Source organism: uncultured Campylobacter sp. (assembly GCF_938045465.1).
Classification (GTDB): Bacteria; Campylobacterota; Campylobacteria; order Campylobacterales; family Campylobacteraceae; genus Campylobacter_B.
Genome location: NZ_CALIBF010000208.1, coordinates 1 through 22218 on the forward strand (window position 1 = coordinate 1; position 22218 = coordinate 22218).

At 47.7% G+C, this 22218-nt stretch carries 18 protein-coding genes; 2 read left to right on the forward strand and 16 right to left on the reverse strand.

Going from position 1 to position 22218, the window contains the following annotated elements; translation table 11 throughout:
* From Q0413_RS10630 to sstT, 15 genes are all read right to left on the reverse strand, one after another.
* A partial coding sequence (locus tag Q0413_RS10630; protein WP_298990239.1) for a hypothetical protein occupies positions 1-260 on the reverse strand: 260 nt, incomplete at its 3' end.
* Positions 261-359: 99 nt separating this feature from the next.
* Complete coding sequence (locus tag Q0413_RS10635; protein ID WP_291936652.1) at positions 360-488, reverse strand: hypothetical protein; 129 nt, start codon at positions 486-488, stop codon at positions 360-362.
* Positions 489-544: 56 nt separating this feature from the next.
* Positions 545-1780 carry a nucleotide sugar dehydrogenase gene (locus tag Q0413_RS10640; RefSeq protein WP_298990244.1) on the reverse strand — a complete coding sequence of 412 codons (1236 nt, stop codon included), beginning with the start codon at positions 1778-1780 and terminating at the stop codon, positions 545-547.
* Between the two features lie 441 nt (positions 1781-2221).
* Entirely contained in the window at positions 2222-4042 is a 1821-nt protein-coding gene (locus Q0413_RS10645; RefSeq protein ID WP_298990248.1) for a penicillin-binding protein 2, read from the reverse strand.
* Positions 4043-4104: 62 nt separating this feature from the next.
* Positions 4105-4788 carry a leucyl/phenylalanyl-tRNA--protein transferase gene (gene aat / locus Q0413_RS10650; protein WP_298990252.1) on the reverse strand — a complete coding sequence of 228 codons (684 nt, stop codon included), beginning with the start codon at positions 4786-4788 and terminating at the stop codon, positions 4105-4107.
* Positions 4788-7169, reverse strand: coding sequence for an AAA family ATPase (locus Q0413_RS10655; protein WP_298990255.1), 2382 nt, complete (start codon positions 7167-7169; stop codon positions 4788-4790). The genes aat and Q0413_RS10655 overlap by 1 nt, the downstream gene beginning before the upstream one ends.
* Positions 7170-7184: 15 nt before the next feature.
* Positions 7185-7490: an ATP-dependent Clp protease adaptor ClpS gene (locus tag Q0413_RS10660; RefSeq protein ID WP_298990258.1), complete on the reverse strand. Its 306-nt coding sequence runs from the start codon at positions 7488-7490 to the stop codon at positions 7185-7187.
* Complete coding sequence (locus tag Q0413_RS10665; protein WP_298990262.1) at positions 7480-8178, reverse strand: TlpA family protein disulfide reductase; 699 nt, start codon at positions 8176-8178, stop codon at positions 7480-7482. The genes Q0413_RS10660 and Q0413_RS10665 overlap by 11 nt, the downstream gene beginning before the upstream one ends.
* A 55-nt stretch (positions 8179-8233) precedes the next feature.
* Positions 8234-8698, reverse strand: coding sequence for an SsrA-binding protein SmpB (smpB, locus tag Q0413_RS10670; protein ID WP_298027415.1), 465 nt, complete (start codon positions 8696-8698; stop codon positions 8234-8236).
* Between the two features lie 125 nt (positions 8699-8823).
* Positions 8824-9567, reverse strand: coding sequence for a 4-(cytidine 5'-diphospho)-2-C-methyl-D-erythritol kinase (locus Q0413_RS10675; protein ID WP_298990265.1), 744 nt, complete (start codon positions 9565-9567; stop codon positions 8824-8826).
* 795 nt (positions 9568-10362) lie between these two features.
* Positions 10363-11211: a tRNA pseudouridine(55) synthase TruB gene (gene truB, locus Q0413_RS10680; protein ID WP_298990268.1), complete on the reverse strand. Its 849-nt coding sequence runs from the start codon at positions 11209-11211 to the stop codon at positions 10363-10365.
* The gene (locus Q0413_RS10685) at positions 11204-13264 is read right to left on the reverse strand and encodes an ATP-dependent helicase (protein WP_298990271.1); all 2061 of its coding nucleotides are present in this window, start codon (positions 13262-13264) and stop codon (positions 11204-11206) included. The genes truB and Q0413_RS10685 overlap by 8 nt, the downstream gene beginning before the upstream one ends.
* Positions 13261-13668 (reverse strand): hypothetical protein, encoded by a 408-nt coding sequence (locus Q0413_RS10690; RefSeq protein ID WP_298990276.1) that lies wholly within the window; start codon positions 13666-13668, stop codon positions 13261-13263. The genes Q0413_RS10685 and Q0413_RS10690 overlap by 4 nt, the downstream gene beginning before the upstream one ends.
* A gap of 1 nt (position 13669) precedes the next feature.
* The gene (locus Q0413_RS10695; RefSeq protein ID WP_298990282.1) at positions 13670-15583 is read right to left on the reverse strand and encodes a M3 family oligoendopeptidase; all 1914 of its coding nucleotides are present in this window, start codon (positions 15581-15583) and stop codon (positions 13670-13672) included.
* Positions 15584-15694: 111 nt separating this feature from the next.
* On the reverse strand, positions 15695-16954 hold the full coding sequence (gene sstT, locus Q0413_RS10700) for a serine/threonine transporter SstT (RefSeq protein WP_298990286.1): 1260 nt from the start codon (positions 16952-16954) through the stop codon (positions 15695-15697).
* A 144-nt stretch (positions 16955-17098) separates the two neighbouring features.
* Between sstT and metK the strand changes: the two genes are divergently transcribed.
* A complete protein-coding gene (gene metK / locus Q0413_RS10705) occupies positions 17099-18298 on the forward strand; it encodes a methionine adenosyltransferase (RefSeq protein WP_298990289.1) in 1200 nt (399 codons plus the stop codon).
* A gap of 1064 nt (positions 18299-19362) precedes the next feature.
* Here the strand turns inward: metK and dctP are convergent.
* Positions 19363-20547, reverse strand: a complete 1185-nt coding sequence (gene dctP, locus Q0413_RS10710) for a TRAP transporter substrate-binding protein (protein WP_298990293.1) — start codon at positions 20545-20547, stop codon at positions 19363-19365.
* Between the two features lie 121 nt (positions 20548-20668).
* Between dctP and Q0413_RS10715 the strand changes: the two genes are divergently transcribed.
* Positions 20669-22015 (forward strand): FAD-dependent oxidoreductase, encoded by a 1347-nt coding sequence (locus Q0413_RS10715; protein ID WP_298990297.1) that lies wholly within the window; start codon positions 20669-20671, stop codon positions 22013-22015.
* The last annotated feature ends 203 nt before the right edge of the window (positions 22016-22218 follow it).

A 22218-nucleotide genomic window follows, 5' to 3' on the forward strand; every position in this document is an offset into this window, starting at 1 on the left:
CCGCTTCCTCGCACGGATATATTGCAGCCGGTTCCGCCACGATAGCTATCATATTTATGAAATTCGCTTATAGTTCCAACAAAAACAAAAGGATCTTCTATATTTTTTCTACTAGGTGCGCTTTGATATGCTATCAAAAGAAGTATCGGTGCGATAAATGAAACGCAAACAACGATTAGCGTTATAAAAGTATGCTTCCGATCGAAGCCGAATTTAATCAAATCATACCAATAATCTACGTAGTAAAGCGGGTTTTTCATTGTATTCCTTTAGTAGCTTTTGGCAAATCAGAATATTCTTGTAGCGATTTAAAACCACCTGTAATAAGTACACCTTTTATCAACACTTCCTCTACTCATCTATATCTCCTTTATTAAAATTAAGGCATTGGAATTTTGAGCATCAGAATTTTCCTGCAAGCCTTGCTCTAAATTCTGACGCCGCCCATCTAAAAGCCTCTTTAACTTTTCAAGCCTTGCTTCATTCATCCTTATCCCCGCTAAACCGCCTATTTAGAAGTCTAAATTTAACCCTCGGCTAAATTTCAGAGCTTTCCTTGCGCGTCTTTATAGACGTTTTTTACGTCGTAAACCAGCGAGCCCGCGTAATCAAGCTCAAAAAATTGCTTATGCGCTACGGCGATTACGACGCAGTCAAATTTGCGCAAATCGGGCTTTTGCAGCAGATCGATGTCGTAGTATCTCTTGGCGTCGGCGGCGCTAGCCCAAGGATCATAGACGCTTACCTCGCAGCCGAAATTTTTAAGCTCGTTTATCATATCTACGACGCGCGTATTGCGGGTGTCGGGGCAGTTTTCTTTAAACGTCAGCCCCAAGATCAAGACCTTCGCGCCCTTTACCTTTTCGTCGTATTTTATCATCATCTTAACGACCTCCGTAGCGACGTAGCTTCCCATATTATCGTTAATGCGGCGGCTTGAGAGGATGATTTCGGGGTGATAGCCCACCTCGGTCGCCTTCTGCGCCAGATAATACGGATCGATGCCGATGCAGTGCCCGCCCACGAGGCCCGGACGGAAGCTTAAGAAATTCCACTTCGTAGCCGCCGCGTCGATAACGTCGTTGGTGTTGATACCGAGCTTACCGAACAGGATCGCAAGCTCGTTGATAAAGCCGATATTGATGTCACGCTGGGTGTTTTCGATCACCTTTGCAGCCTCGGCAACCTTTATGCTGCTAGCGCGAAAGGTGCCGTTTTGCAGTATGCTAAGATAGACGCTATCTACGACGTCCAAAGCCTCCGCAGTGCTTGCTGAGACGATCTTTTTGATCTTAGTGACGGTGTGAACTTTATCGCCGGGATTGATCCGCTCGGGCGAATACCCGCAGAAAAAATCGCGGTTAAATTTCAGCCCGCTTACGCACTCTAAAACCGGCACGCAGTCCTCCTCCGTAGCGCCCGGATAGACGGTGCTTTCATACACGACGATGTCGCCCTTTTTAAGCACGGCTCCGACGCTTTCGCTGGCTTTGATTAGCGGCGTGAGATCTGGGCGATTTAGCCTATCTACGGGCGTGGGCACGCATACGATGTAAAAATTGCTCTGCCTCATATCATCTAGATTTGCGCTAAATTTAAGCCCGTTTTGAATCGCCGCGGCAAGCTCCTCGTCGCTAAGTTCCAGCGTGCGGTCGTGCCCGCCGCGCAGCTCATCTATGCGCTCTTGCGAGACGTCAAAGCCCACGACCTCGTGTTTTGCCGCAAACGCCGCCGCCAAAGGAAGCCCAACGTAGCCAAGCCCGATTATCGCTATTTTCATTTTTCCCTCATTTGCTTTCATATTTTCCTCTTTTCTTTGCGTTAAATTCCGCAGCCAAACCCGCTAAATTTCATGCTCGCGCAGATACATTGCGCGTCTTAAAATTTAACATTTCAAGCTCGCTCGCCGTTTTACTTGCGCTTATTTGCACGGCGAAATTTAAAATTTTGCCTTGATACGGAATTTTACGCCGCGCCGAAATTCTGTATTGCGATAAAACTCCACCACCTTAGCGCAGCGAGCGACACAGCACGAAATCCCGCGTCGCGATAAAATTCCATCGCCGTGCCGTTAAAATTTACGCCACGAAATTCTATCCCGCCAAAATTCCGCGTCGTAAAATTTAAACGCTGCCAAGCCTTACGAAGCCGCGCCGAATTCCGCGAATTTTCGTTGTCGCAAGCCGCAAAATTTTAAAAAACCTCGCGAAATTTAGCAAATTTAATCTTTAATTTCAACCGCCTCATCCTTGATCTCGACCTTTTGCGTGGCGTTTGCGTCGGCCGCGGGCTTTAGATAGCCCTCCTCTATCAAAATTCCTACCGCCCGCTTAAAGATCGGCAGCGCATTTTGAGCGGCGTAGTAGCTGCCCCTTTTAGGCTCGCGCACCAAAACGCCGATCGTGTAGTTGGTGTCCGCGTCATTGGCAAAGCCAAAAAACGAGCTGTTATAGGCGCTCGAATAGCCGCCTCCCTTGGCGATACGCGCAGTGCCCGTCTTGCCGCCGATTTGCAGCCCCGCTACCCGCCCTTTGCGCCCAGTGCCGCTCTCAACCGTTTTGATTAAAATTCCTTTAATCACGTCGGCGGTAGGTTTAGAGATTACCTGGCGGGTTTCGCTTTCGTTGACGGTGTAAGTTTTGCCGTTATTTTCTAAATTTTCGACTAGGCGCGGGCTAATCATGACGCCGCCGTTGTTAAAGACGGTATAGGCATTGAGCATCTGAAGGAAGGTCATCTGCGCGCCGTAGCCGTAGCTGATCGTGGCTTTGTAAATTTTATTATTCAGGCTTTTGATGCTTGGGATATTTCCGCTTTGCTCATACGGCAGATCAATGCCTGTTTTTTGCGACATACCAAAGTTCATAAGCCCATCATAAATAGCCTGCCCCTCCAGCCGCTCTGAAATTTTAATCATTCCAATATTTGAGCTGTGGATGATGATCTCCTCGCCGCTCATCTGCTTAGCCGGGTGCGTGTCGCGGATCGTGCGAGTACCAAGCTTATAGCTGCCGTTATAGGTATTGATGATCTCGCCCGGTTTGACGGCTTTGGCATCATAGGCGATTGCGAAAATTATCGGCTTCATAATCGAGCCCACCTCGTAGGCGTATTCGCTCGCGGTAAAATTTAAATTCTTAAGATCGTTTTTCGTGATGTTTGAGGGGTCATAGCGGGCATTGGTCGCAAGAGATAAAATTTTGCCCGTTTTAGAGTTCATAATGCCCACCACGATTTCTCGCGCATCGTAATTATCAGCGCCCTCATCGCTTAGGCGCTCTATCTTTCTTTGCAGCGTTAGCGGCACGCTTAGGCGGACATTGTAGCCGTCGATCCTGCCCGTTTTTTTGCTGCTGCGCTCTAGGATGATGTTGCCGCCGATATCGCGCGGACCCACGATAAACTCATCTCTAACCGGCGCTAGATAATACTCATAGTACTTCTCGATCCCTTTGATACCACTAACCTTTGTAATGCCATTAACCTCTTTTTTATTGATATAGCCGATTAACGGAGTGAGCGAATCACCGACATTGTAGCTGCGCTTCTCGCCGCTTTCGCTCACGCTCATGCGGATAGGCGGATTTAACCTGCCGTTTGAGCCTATGAAGCTGACAAAGACCTTTTTTAAATTTAACTTATACGCAAGCTCTTTTAGATGCACTGCGGTTTTGGCATCGATCTTATACGACAGCACGGTCGTGCCGCCAGAGCCCTCGATCGCGCTTTTGACGCGCTTTTCACTATCGCCCGTGTAGATGCAGTATAGCCGCACGAAAAGATCAAGCTTGTTTTTATCGATGCTGCGCGCATCGACGCTAACTTTGTAGAGTTTGACGGAATTTGCCGCGACGTAGTTATCTTTTGCGATTATCGCGCCGCGGATCGCGCTGTTGGTTTCATTGACATCCAGGCGCGGTAGCTTGCGCTCAGTGCTGCCCCAAAAATATAAAATCGCCAAAAATACAAAAAGCGCCGCCGGCACGAATATAAACATCACAATAATCATACCGACCGAGGAGCTTTTATCTCTTTGCCACATCTTATTTCTTTAAAATTCTAAATTCCGCGCATTTTTTACGCTGCTGCATCTCAAGCTTTGACTCAATGCTGCACTCCGCGCGGAACTTTAAGATCCGCAAAGCGCTCAAAGCCGCTATCTTGCGCACTAAGCTCAGCAAATAGAGCGAGGAATTCCGCTCGCGGCATCTCTTTAGCACCCATAAATTTCAGATGCTCGTTCATAATCTGACAATCGATTAGAAAGCCGAAATTTGCAAGCACCTCACAAAGCCTAATCAGCGCTACTTTCGAAGCATTGCTCTTTAGGCTCAGCATACTCTCGCCGCAAAACACACGCCCAAAAATTAGCCCGTATAGCCCACCCACAAGCTCGCCATCTTCGTATGCCTCGACGCTGTGAGCGTAGCCGTCTGCTGCCAAACGCGAGTAAGCCTGCACGATCTGCTCGCTGATCCACGTGCCGTCGCTCTCTTTTTTTCGTACGTCTTTACATCGCTCGATGAAGCCCTTAAAATTCGCGTCAAATTTAACGTCATATCTCTTAAGATAGGGCTTAATGGACTTTTGCACACGCACTTCGCGCGGATCAAGCACTGCGCGCGGATTGGGCGACCACCATAAAATCGGCTCATCCTCGCTAAACCACGGAAATATCCCTGCGCTATAAGCGCTAAGCAAACAATCCTCGCTCAGATCGCCGCCACTTGCAAGCGGCGCAAAATCGGGCGCATCCATAGGATCTGGAAAATCGTAAAACCGAGCCATTATTTAACGACACTGCTTTGAGCTAGTGCGGGTTGCTTTTTTTCTATCTGCGGCAAAGGCGTAGAAGCAAAGCTAAAGCTTAGCTCGCCATCTTTCACGCTCACGCTAACTAAGCCGCCCTCTTGCAGCGCACCAAAAAGCAGCTCGCCGCTTATATGATCGCTTATCTGCGAGCTGATTTCGCGCTTTAAATTTCGCGCGCCAAACTCGTCCGAATAGCCGCGCGAGATAATCAAATCTTTTGCTTCCTTGTTTAGACTAATCTTTACGTTTTTTAGCTGCGACTCCAGCTCGCCGATAGTTTTATCCACGATCTTTTCTAAAATTTCGCCGTTTAAGCGATTAAAATTTATGATTTTATCGATACGATTGCGAAATTCCGGCGCAAAAAAGCTTCTTATGGCGCTATCTACTTTATAGCTCTCATCTTTTGTAAATCCAACCTGCGGCGCTTCTTTCGTACCTAAATTCGACGTCATTATTATGATCGTATTTTTAAAATCAGTCGTAACGCCGTTGTTATCGGTAAGACTTGCGTTATCGAAAATTCCTAAAAAAATATTCGTCATGCTAGGATGAGCTTTTTCTACCTCATCAAATAAAATGACGCTGTAGGGGTGCTTTTTGATGTTATTCGTTAAAATTCCGCCGTTTTCAAAGCCCACGTATCCGGGAGGTGCTCCGATGAGCCTAGAGACGCTGTGAGCTTCCATATATTCGCTCATATCATAGCGCTCAAAATGCACTCCAAGCTGCGCGGCTAAGACCTTAGCTAGCTCACTTTTGCCCACGCCGCTGCTACCTGCGAACAAAAATACGCCGATTGGGGAGCTTGCGCCTCCAAGCCCGGCGTAAGAACGCAAAAGTGCCTTGCAAAGGCTGCTAACCGCTTCGTCTTGACCGAAAATTTCACGCTTGATATTGGCTTCTAGATTTTTTAGTACTTGTTTATTATCGACGCTACTGCTTAAATTTGCGATATTCGCGCTAATCGAAAGTGTATTTACTAAATCATCCTTACTGATTTCAAGCGGAGCTTCGTGCGGCTTAAACGCAAAGCTCGCGCCCACCTCGTCGATGAGATCAATGGCACTATCGGGAAGGAATTTATCGCTTTGATATTTTTTAGCAAGCGTTACGCTATCACGCAAAATTTCGTCGCTAAATTTCACGCCGTGAAATTCCTCATATTTTTTGGCTACGCCTTTTAAAATTTCAACGCTATCATCGATACTAGGCTCGCTCACGTCGATCTTGCAAAACCTGCGGCTAAGCGCTTTATCCTGCGAAAACGAGCGGTATTCACCGTATGTAGTAGCGCCGATGACCGATAGCTCGCCGCTTGCAAGCGAAGGTTTTAGGATGTTTGACATATCAAGTTCGTTGCGATTGCCCGTGCCTGCGCCAACGATCGTGTGAATTTCATCGATAAATAAAATCGCGTTTTGATTGGCGCTAAACTCGTCTATGAGATCCTTTAGCCTTTCCTCAAACTCCCCGCGCAGCGTAGTACCTGCGATTAGCGCGCCAGCATCAAGGGCGTAAATCACCTTATTTTTTAGCTTTTCTGGCACTTCGCCGCGGACGATTTTTAGCGCGATACCCTCGATGATCGCTGTTTTACCAACTCCTGCTTCGCCCACTAAGATCGGATTGTTTTTCTTGCGGCGACAGAGGGTTTGTAGCGTCTTTTCGATCTCTTTTTCGCGTCCGATGAGTGGATCGATCTTACCCTCAAGCGCAATTTTATTGAGATTCGCTGTATAAAGTGAGCTAGGCGAATCCTTTTTAATATCGCGCTCGTTTATGGCGTCCTTTTCGCCCTCAAACGCAGGCTCAAATTCCGTATTCTGCCACTGCCTGCGGCTTTCGTCATAATTCATCGCATGCGTGATATCATCGATATCGTATGAGTTTAGTTTAATCGCTGCGGCTTCGTCGCGAGAAACGACCTCATCGCGGTGATCGAAAGCGGATTTGTACTTTCGCACGATGAGCTCAAAAATCGCGGCATTGATACCGTAGTGATTTAAAATTTTAGTGCAGTCGTTTTCCTTATCATTTAAAATTTTAAGCATAAAATCAAGCTCGTTTTTAGGCTCTTTAGCGTTATTTAATTCAGTATAGAACTGCTTAAATTCTATCGTCTGCGCCGGATCCTTACCGCTTGATTTAGGCATCATATCCAAAAGCCCGCCCAGATTATCCAAGATATTTAGGTAGTTAATATCCGGAATTTCTTTGGCGATGAGCCCATGGAAGGGCTTATTGTATTTAAAAATCGCATAAACTACGTGCGAAGTGGTGATATATTCGTCCTCGCCGTCGTTTGCGACGCTGATTGCTTGTTCAAAATGTTTGTTTAAAAAAAATCCTATCATTGCTTTCCTTTAAATTTAATCCTCTTCAATCTCACATCTAAGAGGGAATCCTGCGGTCTTTGCCGCTTGTAAAACCGCTTGTTGCTTGCACTCGGCTATCTCTTTAGGATACGCGCCGCAAACCGCGCGACCCTGCCTATGAACTTTCATCATTAAATCTACGGCGTCGTTAAAGTTTTTGGCGAAAATCTCCATCAAAATATAAACCACGAAATCCATCGTCGTCACGTCGTCGTTTAGCAAAATTACTTTATACGGACGAGGCACGAAAGATTTTGTTTTGGCGCGAGTGTGAATCTGCACACCGGTTTTAGTTGCCATTTTTTATCCTGGCGATATCGCTTTTTATCACATCGGTATCGACCATGCCTAAGTAATAAGGCTTGCCCCGCTCATCACCCTCGTTAATGTCGGTAAGCCTTTGATATTTTCCATCTTTAAGTACTACTTTAAAAGGGATCGAAAGCGCATGGCGATAACCGATGTCGCTTAAAATTTGACCCACTATGCGCTCGTTCTGTTTTGAATTGGAGATGAAATAATACGCATTAAACTTTTTCGTAAAATTTTCGATCACTTGCGCGTCCGTAATGTCCTCGAAATAGATTAGCCCGACCATTAGAAAATCCGCGGAATTTTTTAACTGAAAGTCCATCAGATGCGGCGCTTCGATGCGGCATGGCTGACAGTAAGTACCGAAAATATCAAACATCAAAATTTTATCGCTGTCCGCGAGCTTAAAGCCCTTTTCTGTCCGCTCGATCGTTACCTCGCCGCCTACGACGCTTTTAAGCGTAAGGCGCTCGCCCGTTTTAAACGGCGTAAAAGCTACCTCCTCGCCACTTTCTCCGCCAATACGCTCGCCATTTTTATCTTGAGCGGAATTTTTTGCCATCTTATTCTCGCTCGCGGCAGGATTCTCGCCCGCAGAGCCCGTCTTTTTCTGCGAATCATCTCCGCAGCCACTTAAAACAAAAATCGCCAAACATGATAGTAAAAATTTCTTCATTGCATTTCCTTCGGGTTTAAATTTAAGCCCGCATTTTAACCAAAGTTTTGTGAATTTAAAATGAATGCTTGTCGTATCGCTTCATCGCGCTTTGCGCTTCGCGGTCGGCTTCTTTGCGCTTTAGCGATTCGCGTTTGTCGTGCAGATTTTTGCCACTAGCCAAAGCGATGCGCGCCTTTACGCGGTTTTTATCATTGAGATACAGCGACAAAACCACTATGGTAAGGCCCTCTTTGCTAACCGCGCCAAGCAGCTTGTCGATCTGCTTTCTGTGCATCAAAAGCTTTCGCACTGCCCCTTCGTCTGGACGAAAGTGGGCGTTGGTGCTTTCAAGATAGCTGATATGGGCGTTTAACAAAAATAGCTCGCCGCGGATAACGCGACAAAAACTATCTTTGAGATTGCCCCTGCCCGCGCGCAGAGCTTTGACCTCGCTGCCCTTTAGCACGATGCCTGCTTCAAAGCTTTCAAGTATCGTAAAATCGTGAAATGCCTTGCGATTTTTACTCAGTTCTTTCATCTTTTTCCTTCTAAATTTGGTCCTAAGCTTAGCCCGTTTTTGCTTAAATTTAAAAGCGGGCGAGCGAATTTTAAATTTTATCTTTAAATTTAGCTTTTAAATTTTAACCGCGCGCCTTGGAATTCTTATTTTAAGAAAAACACACTGCTGCCGCTACCGCTTAAAAACATATCGCGGTACCTATCCATCTGCGGATATAGCTTTATGCACGGCGCGAAAAGATCGTTTAGCTGAAAGCCGCCATATCGCGCTAGCAGCTGCTCGCTGCCTAAACGCAACATCTCTTGCGCCTGCGCGGCGTTTATGTTTTGCATAAAGCTTGCGCGAAACTCGTTATAAACTGCACCGGTGGAGCAAAAGATCGCTGGCGTTAAAATTTCGATCGCAGGCAGCCGGTCCTCGAAAGGCTCGATGATCTCGCCGATGCCGCGCACGTTTGCGGCCTCAAGTCCGCTAACAAAAAACGCGACGTCCGCGCCGATATTTTGCGCGATCGCTATAAGCCGCTCGCGCGAAATTTTTAAGCCTAATTCCTCGTTCGCAAGTCGCAAAAACGCCGCCGCATCGCTACTGCCGCCCCCAAGACCCGCGCCGATCGGAATATGTTTTTTAAGCACGATCTTGTGCGAGCTGAAAAATTCCGCAAACTCGCGCGCAAAGCCCGCCTGCTCAAGCGCCGCCTTGGCTTTTAAAATTATGTTATCCGCGATCTGCGCGGCGCCACATTCAAGCGCAAAGCCGCTCGCGCGCTCGAAGCTTATCTCATCAAACAGCTCCCTGCGCAGCACGAAGCGCGAGGCGATCTCGTGGTAGCCGCCGCGCGTGCCGACGACTTTTAAAAAAACATTGATCTTTGCATAGGCCTTCAAATTTTACTCCTTCTGCGCTTTGGTGCGCTTGCGTTAAATTTAGCCTGCAGCAAGCCCATCTGGCGCGATTAAAATTTTAATCCGTGCGCGAGTTAAATTTCAGTCTGCGGCACGCCCTGTCCAGTGCAATCAAAATTTAAAACCGCGTGCCGTGAAGTGCGCGCCGCGGAATTTAACCCACGATCGCGGCGCCCGATACGTAAATTTTATAAAGCGCGGAATTTTAAATCCGCAACGCGCGAGTTAAATTTCAACTCGCGGCGTAAATTTATCTCAGAGATTAAAATTCCAAGCCGGCAAAATTCTAGCCGCACTGCTACACGCCACACTAGATCATAAATTTAGTTTAGCGGTACGCCGCCCGCTGTAAAATCAAACCCATCGGCGCAAACTACGTATTAAAATTTCATTCGACAAAAGCTGCTTGCTGCGCCGCAATAAGCCCCAACCTGCGCGCTTTTTAAATCGTCAAATTTTAATCTCGCGGCGCTTCACCATCGCGCGGCACAAGTAAATTTAAACGCCGCTCCGCCGCATTTAAATTTGGGTTTCGAAATTTTATTCCTTTTTGCGAGCGGCTACCGTCCGCCGTGCGTTGAAATTTATACCGCTTAAGGCCGATTTACGATCCGTGCGCAACGAAAGAACGCAATCCCCGCCGCCGCTCGTGATAAAATTTAATTGCACATAGCGGCGCGCTATGCGAGCAAATTTAAAACGCGCCGTATTTATAACCGCTCAAATTTCAAGCCAGGGCCGCCCGATTAAAATTCCGTCGCAGGCTGGAGGCGCTGATTAAAACACGCCGCCCGCGATCGGGACGTCATTCCAAAGATACCTCACCTCTCCCGCGCTAATCTCGATGATCGAATAAAAATCGCCGCAGATAAGCAGGTAGCGCCCGTCCGCGCGGCTTGCCAGATCCTTTGCGGTAAGCTTCTTACCCGAGATCACGTCGCGCGCGTCGCCGTCGTAAAAGTTCGGCGCGAGGTCCAAAAACTCGAGCGGATTTAGCGCCGCCTCATCCGCAAAACGCGGATCTTTCAAATGAAAAGCCCCCTCGCTCTGCCGCCTAAGCGCGCTTAGCGTACCGCAAACGCCTAGCTTTGCTGCTAAAATTTGCGCGAAAGAGCGCACGTAGCCGCCCTCGCTGAGTGCGACGCGAAAGCTCACGAAGGGATGAGCGTAGCTTAAAATTTCGGCATCAAAAACCCGCATCGAGCTCTCTTTCAAGCTCACCTCTTCGCCCGCGCGAGCGAGCTTGTATGCGCGCACGCCGCTAATTTTTTTGGCACTGAAAGCGGGCGGGATAAATTTTATCTCGCCGCGCATTTGCGCCATCGCAGCGTCTAAAACCTCGCGCGAAAGCGGCGGAATTTGCTCTACGCTCCCTATGTTTTCGTTATCGCCGCTTGGGCTCTGCGCGCCCAGCCACAGCGTCGCGGCGTAAACTTTTGGCTCCTTTTTCAAAAACCTAAAAAAGCGCGCGTATTGCCCGAATGCTATGATCAGCGCGCCGCTTGCGAAGGGATCGAGCGTACCGCTAAAGCCCGCCTTTTTCACGCCGTATTTGCGCTTAAGAGCGCTTAAAAATTTATTGCTGCCGATGCCCGCGGGCTTGTCCGCCAAAAACAATCTATTCATAAGAGCCGATCTTTTCTACGAAATTTGACATTATCACGCGCGAAATTCCGCCGAAATTTATAGTGAGTCGGTCGCCATTTACCGCCGTGATCTGTCCGATGCCAAAGAGTTTGTGCTTAATCAGCTCGCCCTTGCTAAAGCCGCTACTTTGCTCGCGCGGCGGCTCTTTAGCCACCAAACCCGCCTCGGCTATAAACCTGCTAGCGTCCAGCCTCTCGCGCTTGCCGCGATAAAAGCGACTGGCGGCAAAGCTAAGCGTAAGCGTGCGCTTAGCGCGCGTTATCGCTACGTATGCGAGCCTGCGCTCCTCCTCGATGTCGCTACTATCGCCCAAAAGCGGGAAAAACCCCTCCTCCAGCCCGATTACGAAAAGATGCTCGAACTCAAGCCCCTTGCTTGCGTGCACGCTCATTATATTTATCGCATCGCCCATAATGGCGTCCTGATCGCTAAGAAGGCTTAGCTCGTTTAAAAATTCCGCCAGATCAAAATCGGGCTTATTGCTCGCTTCGTCCTTCAGCATAGCCAAAAACTCGTCGATGTTTGCAACGCGATCGGCGCCGTCGGGTAGCGAGGCGTAGTAAGCCTTTAGCCCGAAAGCAGGCTCCAGCGCGTCTATTTTTTTGATCGTATCCGCTAGCGCGGAGATAGAGGCAATGCCGCTTTTAAGCTCCGCTAGAGCCTGCGCCGCCTTGGCGCTAAGCCCCGCATCAGGCTCGCTAAACGCATCAAATAAACTGATGAGCCGCAGGCGCGAAAGCTCCTCGAGCTTCGCCAGCGAGACCTTGCCGATGCCGCGCTTGGGCACGTTTATGATCCGCCTCATCGAAAAATCGTCGTGCTCGTCGTTTACTAAGCGCAGATAGGCGATCGTATCCTTGATCTCGGCGCGCTCGTAAAATTTCACGCCGCCTACCATTTTGTACGGGATTTTGGCGCGATTCAGCCCCTCTTCCAGTGCGCGCGAAAGAGCGTTTACGCGGTAAAGCACGGCGATTTGAGAGGGCGCTACGCCGCTTGAAAGCAGCTTTTTGATGGCTTCTGCGATCTTTGCCGCCTCGATACTCTCCTCGTCTGAACGCAAAATTTCGATCTTTTCGCCGCCGCCGTTCATACTAGTAAGGCTCTTGCCGAGGCGGTTTTTGTTATGCGAGATGAGCTCGTTGGCGGCATTTAAAATTTCATCCGTAGAGCGGTAATTTTGCTCGAGTTTGATAAATTTTACGTTTGAGAACTGATCTTTAAAATTTAGAATATTTTCTATCCGCGCGCCGCGCCAGCCGTAGATACTCTGATCGTCATCGCCCACTACTACGAGGTTTTCGTGCGCGGTGCAGAGCTTTTGCAGCAGTTTGAATTGAATGTCGTTGGTGTCCTGATACTCATCCACCGTGATATAAGCGTAACGGCGCGAAATTTCATCGCATAGCCGCTCATTCGCGCTTAAAATTTTATACGGCAAGATCAGCAGATCATCGAAATCCACCAGATTATTCGTCGCCAAATACGCCTCGTAGCGCTTATATGCATCAGCGCAATGCGCGTAAAATCCGCTATACATCCTACTTAGCTCGTCATCTTCGCCCTTTAGAAGCTCGTCGATATCTTTGGGGCCGATCAGAGAATTTTTGTAGGTTGAAATTTTGGCTGCTAATAGCGACGTGGGCAAATTTATCTCAAAGCCCTTGATGATCTTTTTCTTATCGTCGGTATCGATTACTTGGAAGTTTGCGCTGCATCCAAGCTCGTTAATATGAAATTTCAAAAACAAAAGCCCGAATTTATGAAAGGTGCACAGAAGCGGCACGCTGCTTAAATTTAGCCCGCTTATCAGATTAAGCGCTCGCGAGCGCATCTCGGCGGCGGCTTTGTTCGTAAACGTAAGTGTGAGAGTATTTTCCGCAGGCACGCCGTTTGAGAGCAAGTAGGCAAGGCGCGCGGTGATCGTTTTAGTTTTGCCGCTACCCGCACCCGCTAGGATTAGCATCGCTCCGTCCACATGACTCGCAGCCTCGCGCTGAGCGGGATTAAGACCTTCTAAAATATCGCTCATTTTGAAAAAATTTTACGCGATTTTTCGCGCTTAAGCCACTCGGATTCGGGCTGGGAGAAATTTACCGCGATAGGCTTGCCGTCCACGACGATCTGTAAAACCGCGTAAAACGGCACGCTAAGCGTGCTTGCAAAATCCTGCGGTCCAAATCCCGCCTCGAAAACCAGCTCATCCTTGCTAAGATGCGCGCTAGAAAGCGTGTATTCCTCCAGCTGCAAAAAGATCGCGGGCATTTTGAAGCTTTTTAAAATTTCCTCCGGTAGCGGCGGGTCAAATTTTATCTGATCCGTCCTCACAACGATGCCAAATCCGCATCCAAGAGCCAAAACGTAGTCCAAAACCGCGCCTATATTCGCGCTGCTCGCAGCGATAAATTTATCGTCTTTTAAAATTTTATCTATCATCCTAACCCCTCACAAACTCATCTACAAGCGCCGCGACCTGCTCTATGCCGATGCGCCAAAACTCGCTTTTATTGATGTCAAAGCCGAATTTTGCCACTAGCTTTTGCGGCGCGTCGCTGCCGCCCGAGCTTAAAAACTCGGTGTAAATTTGAACGAAATTTTCGAGCCTGCCGCTCTTATACAGCCCGTAAAGCGCGAGCACCAAAAGCTGCGCGTAGGCGTAGGAGTAGCAGTAAAACGGCGAGTGAACGAAGTGCGGGATGTAGCTCCACCAGCTTTTGTAATGATCCTGCAAGATTAGCTCGCCAGCAAACATCTTGCGCGATTCCTCCATCCAAAGCTCGTCGATCTGCCCCGTGCTTAGCTCATCCGCGCTCGCATGCACGCGCCGTTCAAAGGTCGTAAATCCGATCTGGCGGTAAAGCGTAGCGAAGATATCTTCGATCTTTGCCGCAAGCATCGCTCTTAGCGCGGTCTTATCGCTTGCGGTCTGCGATGGCGTATCCGTATCGCGTGCTGCAAGCTCGCACGAACCCGCAGAGCCTTGCGAAGCGGAGTTTTTTACGGCGCGCTCGTTTGGAATTTCACCGCCCTGAGCCTCTTGCGAAGCGTCGCGCTTTAAATTTTGCGAGCTGTCCGAGGCGGCGGCGCTTTTTAAATTTTGCGAGCCGTTTAAATTTGAAAAATTTTCGCGCATATAATCAAACACCAGCATCTCGCAGAAAACCGACGCAGTCTCCGCCGTCGTTAGCGGCGTGAAGGAGTTAAAATAGCCCACGCCGTAGCTTAGATACTGATGTATCGCGTGCCCCAGCTCGTGCGCGAGGGTAAATACGTCGCGGCGCTTGCGCGTGAAATTTAAAAGCACGAAAGGGTGCGTGTCGCGCGAGCCCGAATGCGAAAACGCGCCGCTTTGCTTATTTTGCGCGGGCATCGCGTCGATCCAGTTTCGCTCAAACGCGATTAGCGCAATCTGCTTAAATTTCGGGCTGAATTTTTCAAACGCCGCTAGCACGATCTGCTTAGCCTGCTCGAAGCTAAACTCGCTCTCATCGCCGCTAAGCGGCGCGTATCTGTCGTAATCATACAGCGCGTCGTAGCCTAAAATTTCGCGCTTTTTGGCGTAAAATTTGCCGACCAGAGCGAAGCTTCGCTCCGCCTCTGCGATTAGCGCATCGACGCTTGCGATGTTTATCTGATTTTCTTCGTGCATCACCGACTCAGCTTTATCGTAGCCGCGCAGCTCGCAGCGAATTTTAAGATCGGTTTTGATCATATTGTAGATGTAGCCAAGCAGGTGGGAATTCTGCTCTAGCACCGCGCTTAGCGAGGCTGCGGCGTCCTTTCGCACTTCGCGATCAGAGCTATGAAGCAGACTTAAAATTTCCTCCTCGCCAAGCTTGCGCCCGCGAAAATCAAAGCTCATCCGCGCCATACTCTCGTCAAAAAGCCGCGAAAACGCCTCGCCGCTTACGGGCGATGTTTTTAAAAGCACGCTTTCTTGCAGAAGGCTTAACTGGTGGGCCTTGCGCTGCTTAAGCAGGCTCAAATAGTATCTAAATCTCCCGCCCCCTGCGATAAATTCGTCCTGTTTTGCGGCGTCAAGCTCGTTAAACTCGAGCTCAAAAAATAGCAGGCTTTGCGAAATGTCGTTGCAAGACTGCTCCGTCTTGGCTTGCTGCGCCCCAAGGCTCGTATCTCGCGCGAATCTTAGATGCGCGAAGCTCATTATCTTGCCGATCTGCTCGCTGATGCTCTCATAAAGCTCAAGCGCGCCTAAAAATTCCTCCGCGCTAAGAGCGTGCAACCTGTCTTTAAATTTAGCTTCAAAATCCAGAGCCTGCGCAGCCGCGCTATCTATCGCGCCGCTGAATTCCGCTTCGTTTGCAAACAGCTCGCCTAAATTCCAATTCATCGATTTCCTTTTAAAATTTTTGGATAATTTTATCAAAAAAGAATAAGTAAAATTTTAAAAACCGCGAGATCCGCCGCCTCAGCGGAATTCGCGGTAAAATTTTAAGGTGAGTTATTTTTGCATACTTTGCGACGCGATCGCCGTAAAAATCACGTCGGTGGAGCTATTGATCGCGGTTTCTACCGAGTCTTGGATCACGCCGATGATAAAGCCGATCGCTACGACCTGCATTGCGATATCATTTGAGATATTAAAGAGCGAACACGCAAGCGGTATCAGCATCAATGAGCCGCCTGGCACGCCGCTAGCGCCGCACGCACCGACTGCCGAGACCACGCAAAGCAGTAGCGCCGTCCAAAAATCGGGGCGCACGCCAAGCGTATGAGCCGCAGCAAGCGCCAAGATCGCGATTACCACCGCAGCGCCCGCCATATTTATCGTAGCTCCCAAAGGGATCGAGATCGAGCTTAGCTCGTCGCTGATGCCGAGCTTTTTACATAAATTTAAATTTACGGGGATATTCGCCGCCGAGCTGCGAGTGAAAAACGCCGTGAGACCGCTTTCGCGCAGGCAGGTAAATACGAGCGGATATGGATTTTTCTTAATCACCGCAAAGACGATGAGCGGATTTACCACGAGGGCTACGAACGCCATCGCGCCTACGAGTACGACTACGATTCGCGCATATCCAAGCAGCGCATCGACGCCGGTTTGATACACAGTAGAAGCTACTAGACCGAAAATTCCAAACGGCGCGAGCTGGATTACGAACTGCACGATTTTGGTTACCGCTTCGCTCAGATCGGTAAAAATTTTCTTTGTTTCATTAGTGCAAAATTTAAGCGCGACTCCAAGACCTATCGCCCAGGTTAAAATTCCTACGTAATTCCCGTGTGCGATAGCGTTTAGCGGATTATCTACGACCTTAAAAAGCAGATCTTTTAGCACGATCCAAACGCTCGCAGGAGCGGTATTTTCCGCCGCGCCGACATTACTTAGAGCAAGCTGAGTCGGAAATAAAAAGCTAGCTGCTACCCCCACGCACGAGGCTAAAAAGGTGCCTACAATATATAGAACAACCACGCGTTTTAAGCCGCTTGCGCTGCCGTATTGTTTATTTACGATCGAGCTTAAGATCAAGATAAAAACTAAAATCGGAGCTACCGCTTTAAGGGCGCCTACGAATAAATTTCCTAAAATTTCCGCAAAAGCTACTACGTTTATTAAAAACGAAGTGTGCTCTGCCGCAATATCGCCTGCCGCTGAACGTGCGGCAAAGCCCAAAATGGCGCCTATTATCAAGCCTGTAACTATGCGCAGAACTAGATTTTTATCTTTGTAGCTAGCTACTAATTTTTGAATCGAACTCATTTTTTACCTTTCAATCAAAACGTCGTTTGAAATATATCGAAATTTTATTTAAGCACATTTAAATTTGAGCAGAATTTCGTAATTTTTAGTTAATCTTAAAACCTCGTTAGATAAAATGCCCCGAAATTTTAATCAGGAGCAGATATGTATCTTTTCACAAGCGAAGTAGTAAGCCCAGGGCATCCGGATAAATGCGCCGATATCATCGCAGACAGCATCGTGGATGAAATTTTAAAACAAGACCCCAACGGGCGCGTCGCGGCGGAGGTTTTCATCGCAGGAAAACACGTAGTAATCGGCGGCGAAGTAAACGCCAAAATCGATTTTACCCATGACGATTACCGCCACATCGTAAAGGGCGCGCTTAGCGAGATCGGCTACAACGACAACCCCTATTTCACGCGCGCGCAGTGCCTGCATCCGCAAGATCTGCAAGTGGACGTATTTTTAAACCAGCAAAGCCCCGACATCAACCAAGGCGTCGATCAAGAGGGCGGCGAGATCGGAGCGGGAGATCAGGGCATAATGTTCGGCTTCGCAAGCTGCGAGACGAAAAATTTTATGCCGGCGGCGATCACCTACGCGAGGCTTCTTTGCGATCACGTCTATGCCTACGCAAAATCTCATCCTAACGAGCTTGGCGTCGATATTAAGACGCAGGTTAGCGTCGATTACGGCACGAAGAGCAATTTTGAGGAGTGTAAGCCGCAAAGCATCCATACGATCGTGGTTTCAGCGCCATGCGTCGAGAGTATGAGTATCGAGCGCGTCCGAGATCTGATCGGAAATTTAATCGATTCGGCGGGGCTTCCAAAGGAGCTTTATGACAAAAGCAAAACGATCATCTACATCAATCCGACCGGCCGCTACGTAAATCACAGCTCGCTTCACGACAGCGGCCTAACGGGGCGCAAACTGATCGTAGATAGCTTCGGCGGCTACAGCCCGATAGGCGGCGGCGCTCAAAGTAGCAAAGACTATACTAAGGTCGATCGCAGCGGGCTTTATGCGGCGCGCTATATCGCCAAAAACATCGTTGCAGCGGGGCTTGCGAAAAAATGCATCGTCCAGCTCAGCTACGCAATCGGCGTCGCAAAGCCCGTCAGCGTCAGCGTCGATTGCATGGGGACGAATTTAGGCGCGGCAAGCGACGATGAGTTGTCCGCTTTCGTGCTTGAAAAATTCCCGCTCACGCCGCGCTGGATCATCGATAAATTCGGTCTTGATCGCCCCGGCAAAGGAAGCTTTCTCTACGCCGACGTCGCCGCACGCGGACAGGTCGGAAACGACGAGTACCCGTGGGAGCAGCTCGATAGCGTGGAGCTTTTTAAGGTTTTAAAATAAAATTTTGCGCTTTGCAATAGCACCTTTTTAGCTTACGACATTCGCTAGGCTTGCAGCAGCGAGCCTAGCTCAATATTCTACGCGGCTTTTGCATGCCGCGTAGTTTTATCGCATCCCAAGAAATAGCGTTGCAGCAAAATTCTGTATCAAAATTCTAAGCCGTGGAATTTAAGAGTTTTCGCAGGTAGAATTGAATTTCAAAATTTTAAGCCCAACTCTCGCTAAATTTTAAAATTGGCGCGGTGAAATCCCAAGGCTGAGCCCGTCTAGTTTAGTGATAAATTCTAACTAGAGCAGGCTTTAAAAGTATTTGCATACAAGCTTTAAATCTGCAATCGCTTAAAATGAAATTTGACCTACAAAATTTTTTCTAACGCGCTTTTTACTTAATCTCCGAAGGAAAAAATTTTAAATTCTCCTTACTTATGATATTTAAGCGTGTAAATTTTAAAATTTTGCATTTTATTTGAAGTTTGCCGCTTTTATATAGAAAGAGAACCCGAAGCAAATTTCATTTAAAAGCGGCATTTGCAAGATAAAAGCGCTGAAATTTTAAAATATGGAATTTATGAACGCTACTAATTTAAAATCTCAGATTGGCGCGCTTTGCCAAAGCTCCTCCGCTAACTACGCGAAATGAAAAAGCAAGATTAAATTCTCTCTCGCTCAATGTCACCCGCAAGCAAGCACGGCAAAATATCAAGATTAAATAACATAAGAGATAAAAGAATAAGACAAAAGGAGGAAGCTCAAAGCTTTCTAAAATTCTAGCCTTGTGCGGCGGCGACCGAGCGGCTTTTAAATTTGGCTTTAAACGCAGCGATGCGAATTCTGTGCCTTAACTTAAATGCTAAAGCAGCGATAAAATTTCATCGCTACTTTCGTAAATTAAAATTTTAAAGATACTCCGAGCTACACAGCTGCAATAAATAAATCGCCCGCATTTTAATTACCCGCACTTCGCCCAAATCTCTTAAATCGCCGATCAAATTTAAACCGGATGCACCTTTATCTGGCGCTTAGTTTAGCCGCGCGGCATAAAAACGCAGCTAAAAAATGAAGCACTATTTCGTCTGATTATCCTCGTTTTTTGGTGCGGCAGTGCTTGCATTTATCTCGCTGGCTGCGCTATTTACGGGCTCAGGAACAGAGATTTTTTTCACCGAAGCGGTAAAATTCTGCTCGGCTTCAACGTCGCCCGTTTTTTCGATATATGTAAAATCGCCCATCTTCGTCCACGTTCTAGCTTTAGCTAAAAACGCCTTTTGGCTCTCCCAAATCTCTTTGAAATCGGGATTTTTCTCGCTTTCTTCGGCTAAAATTTCATCCGTCGCCTTGCGAAGCGCACGCATAATTTCAGGCGAAAAAGAGCGAATCTGAACGTTTGGATATTTCTTTTTGATCTCGTCCCAAATTATTACATTTTTATAAAACGTCTCGTTTTCTGCGTATTCGCGCGCCTTTGCGATCGAAGCCTCTAGGATATTTTGCAAGTCTTTAGGAAGCTTCTGCCAAGTTTGTAGATTTATCACGATCTGCTGCTCGCTAGCGGGTTCTTGCCATCCCGTATAATAGTAATTTGCGACCTTGTGAAAGCCTAGAGGTATATCAAAGCTAGGACTTGCCCACTCGACCGCATCGATAGTGCCCATCTCTAGCGCCATATATAGCTCACCTACCGGTATCGTAGCGACTGCGACGCCAAGGCGGCTCATAACCTCCCCGCCAAAGCTTGGAATTCTAAATTTAAGCCCTTTTAAATCGTCTAGCGTATTAATCTCTTTTTTAAACCAGCCACCCATCTGCATGCCACTATTTAGGATATTAAAGACCTTTAGATTGCTTTTAGCATAGAATTTATCCGCTAGCTCCTTGCCTCCACCGAAGTAATACCAAGCGTGTTGCTCATCTTTCGTCATACCAAAAGGCACGGTCGTAAACAGTATATTCGCGCTATTTTTGCCTTTATAATAGTAGCTCGCAGTATAGCCTAAATCGTATTGTCCGTTTTTGACCATATCATAGATCGCAAAAGGCGCTTTATGTTTGCTAGGCGCGTCGATGCTGATTTTCAGCCTGCCATCAGACATACTATCTGCAAGATCTGCCATCCGCTTGGCGACATCGCCTACGATAGGCATACTAAGCTCGTAAGTCTGAGCTAGCTTAAGGCGATAAATTTTCTTATCTGTGCCCCACAGCGACGTGGCTATAATCAAACTTAATCCGACAAGAATCGATTTTTTCATATACTACTCCCAAAATGAAATGGTGCGAATTTTATATAAAATCATCTAAATTCACGCTTTTATAACTAGCTTTTAAGCGAAATTTTCGCACAATTGTAGCCAAATTCGATAAGGAAAGGGCATGCAAGAAAAACATTACGAAGTAATCATCATAGGCGGCGGTATCACGGGCAGCGCGCTAGCATATGTACTGGCGGAATTTAGCGGGATCAAAAATATCGCTCTACTTGAAAAATACGAAGGGCTTGCGACGCTAAATTCTAAAGCCAGCGCAAACTCTCAGACGATTCATTGCGGCGACATCGAGACCAACTACGATCTGCAAAAAGCGACCGAAGTCAAGCGCAAGGCGGATATGATCGTGAAGTATTGCCAAAAGCACGGATATGAGAATAAATTTTTATTTCAGGGACAGAAAATGGCTCTTGGCGTGGGCGAAAGCGAGGTAGAGCTAATTAAAGACCGCTTTGAGAAATTTAAAGAGCTTTATCCGTATCTGCAGCTTTTTGACAAGGAAGAGCTCAAAAAAATCGAGCCCAAGCTAGTTTTTGACGGGCGCGGCGAGGAGCGAGCGGAGGATATCATCGCGATAGGCGTGCAATCGGGAGTTTACACGACGATCGATTACGGCGCGATGGCGAATTCCTTCGTGCAAAACGCTAAAAACGTGGAGGGTAAAACCTGCGATCTGTACCTAAACACCGAAGTGCAAAACATCACTAAAGTAGGCGATAAGTTCTATATCCGCACCGCAAATAGACTCTCACTAAGCGCTGATTTCGTAGTCGTAGATGCAGGCGCTCATTCGCTGTGGCTCGCGCACAAAATGGGGCTTGGGCAGGATCTTAGCACGATTTGCATCGCGGGCAGCTTCTATCTAACCAAGCAAAAGCTTCTAAACGGCAAGGTTTACATGGTGCAAAACCCAAAGCTTCCATTTGCCGCGCTTCACGGCGATCCGGATTTGCTCGCAGGCGGCTGCACGAGATTCGGTCCTACCGCACTTACGCTACCGAAGCTCGAGCGCTACAAGGGCTGTCGTTCGGTGCCGGAATTTTTTCAATCATTAAATTTTGACATGGACGTAGCCAAGGTCATTTGGCAAAATTTTGGCGATAGCGAGGTAAGGGACTTCTTAATCCGCAATATAGGCTTTGAGATACCGATTTTAGGCAAAAAGCTTTTCGTCAAAAATGCGCGCAAGATCATACCTAGCATCCGCGAGGAGGATATTTACTACGCCAAGGGCTTTGGCGGCGTGCGCCCACAAGTAATCTCACACTCGCAAAAAAAGCTGCTTTTAGGCGAAGCAAGAATAGGCGAAAATCCGGGGATTATCTTTAATATGACCCCAAGCCCCGGTGCTACGAGCTGCTTAGGCAACGCGCTTCGCGACGCAAAAAGTGCCTGCGAATATTTGGGAGTGAGCTTTGATGATGCAAAATTTGACGCGGAAATGATGCGATAAAGAGGAATTTTTAAATTTCGCTCGGGCAAGAATTTTAAAATTTTACTTCGGCGAGGATTTTAGAATTTTGCTCGCGCTTCACGTATATAGAGAGTTTTAAAATTTCATTCAAACGCGAATTTTTAGAATTTAACCTGCACTGCAAGCTATGAAATTTTAAAATTTCACCATGCCGTAGAATTCTAAAATTCCTTCGTCTAACG

Bases quoted from the DNA above. Each gene is read 5' to 3' on its own strand.
- Q0413_RS10715 (WP_298990297.1), top strand. From the start codon at position 20,669: ATGCAAGAAAAACATTACGAAGTAATCATCATAGGCGGCGGTATCACG.
- Q0413_RS10665 (WP_298990262.1), bottom strand. From the start codon at position 8,178: ATGAAGAAATTTTTACTATCATGTTTGGCGATTTTTGTTTTAAGTGGC.
- Q0413_RS10655 (WP_298990255.1), bottom strand. From the start codon at position 7,169: ATGATAGGATTTTTTTTAAACAAACATTTTGAACAAGCAATCAGCGTC.
- truB (WP_298990268.1), bottom strand. From the start codon at position 11,211: ATGAATAGATTGTTTTTGGCGGACAAGCCCGCGGGCATCGGCAGCAAT.
- Q0413_RS10645 (WP_298990248.1), bottom strand. From the start codon at position 4,042: ATGTGGCAAAGAGATAAAAGCTCCTCGGTCGGTATGATTATTGTGATG.
- metK (WP_298990289.1), top strand. From the start codon at position 17,099: ATGTATCTTTTCACAAGCGAAGTAGTAAGCCCAGGGCATCCGGATAAA.
- smpB (WP_298027415.1), bottom strand. From the start codon at position 8,698: ATGAAAGAACTGAGTAAAAATCGCAAGGCATTTCACGATTTTACGATA.
- Q0413_RS10685 (WP_298990271.1), bottom strand. From the start codon at position 13,264: ATGAGCGATATTTTAGAAGGTCTTAATCCCGCTCAGCGCGAGGCTGCG.
- Q0413_RS10695 (WP_298990282.1), bottom strand. From the start codon at position 15,583: ATGAATTGGAATTTAGGCGAGCTGTTTGCAAACGAAGCGGAATTCAGC.
- Q0413_RS10690 (WP_298990276.1), bottom strand. From the start codon at position 13,668: ATGATAGATAAAATTTTAAAAGACGATAAATTTATCGCTGCGAGCAGC.
- Q0413_RS10640 (WP_298990244.1), bottom strand. From the start codon at position 1,780: ATGAAAATAGCGATAATCGGGCTTGGCTACGTTGGGCTTCCTTTGGCG.
- sstT (WP_298990286.1), bottom strand. From the start codon at position 16,954: ATGAGTTCGATTCAAAAATTAGTAGCTAGCTACAAAGATAAAAATCTA.
- Q0413_RS10660 (WP_298990258.1), bottom strand. From the start codon at position 7,490: ATGGCAACTAAAACCGGTGTGCAGATTCACACTCGCGCCAAAACAAAA.
- Q0413_RS10635 (WP_291936652.1), bottom strand. From the start codon at position 488: ATGAATGAAGCAAGGCTTGAAAAGTTAAAGAGGCTTTTAGATGGGCGG.
- aat (WP_298990252.1), bottom strand. From the start codon at position 4,788: ATGGCTCGGTTTTACGATTTTCCAGATCCTATGGATGCGCCCGATTTT.
- dctP (WP_298990293.1), bottom strand. From the start codon at position 20,547: ATGAAAAAATCGATTCTTGTCGGATTAAGTTTGATTATAGCCACGTCG.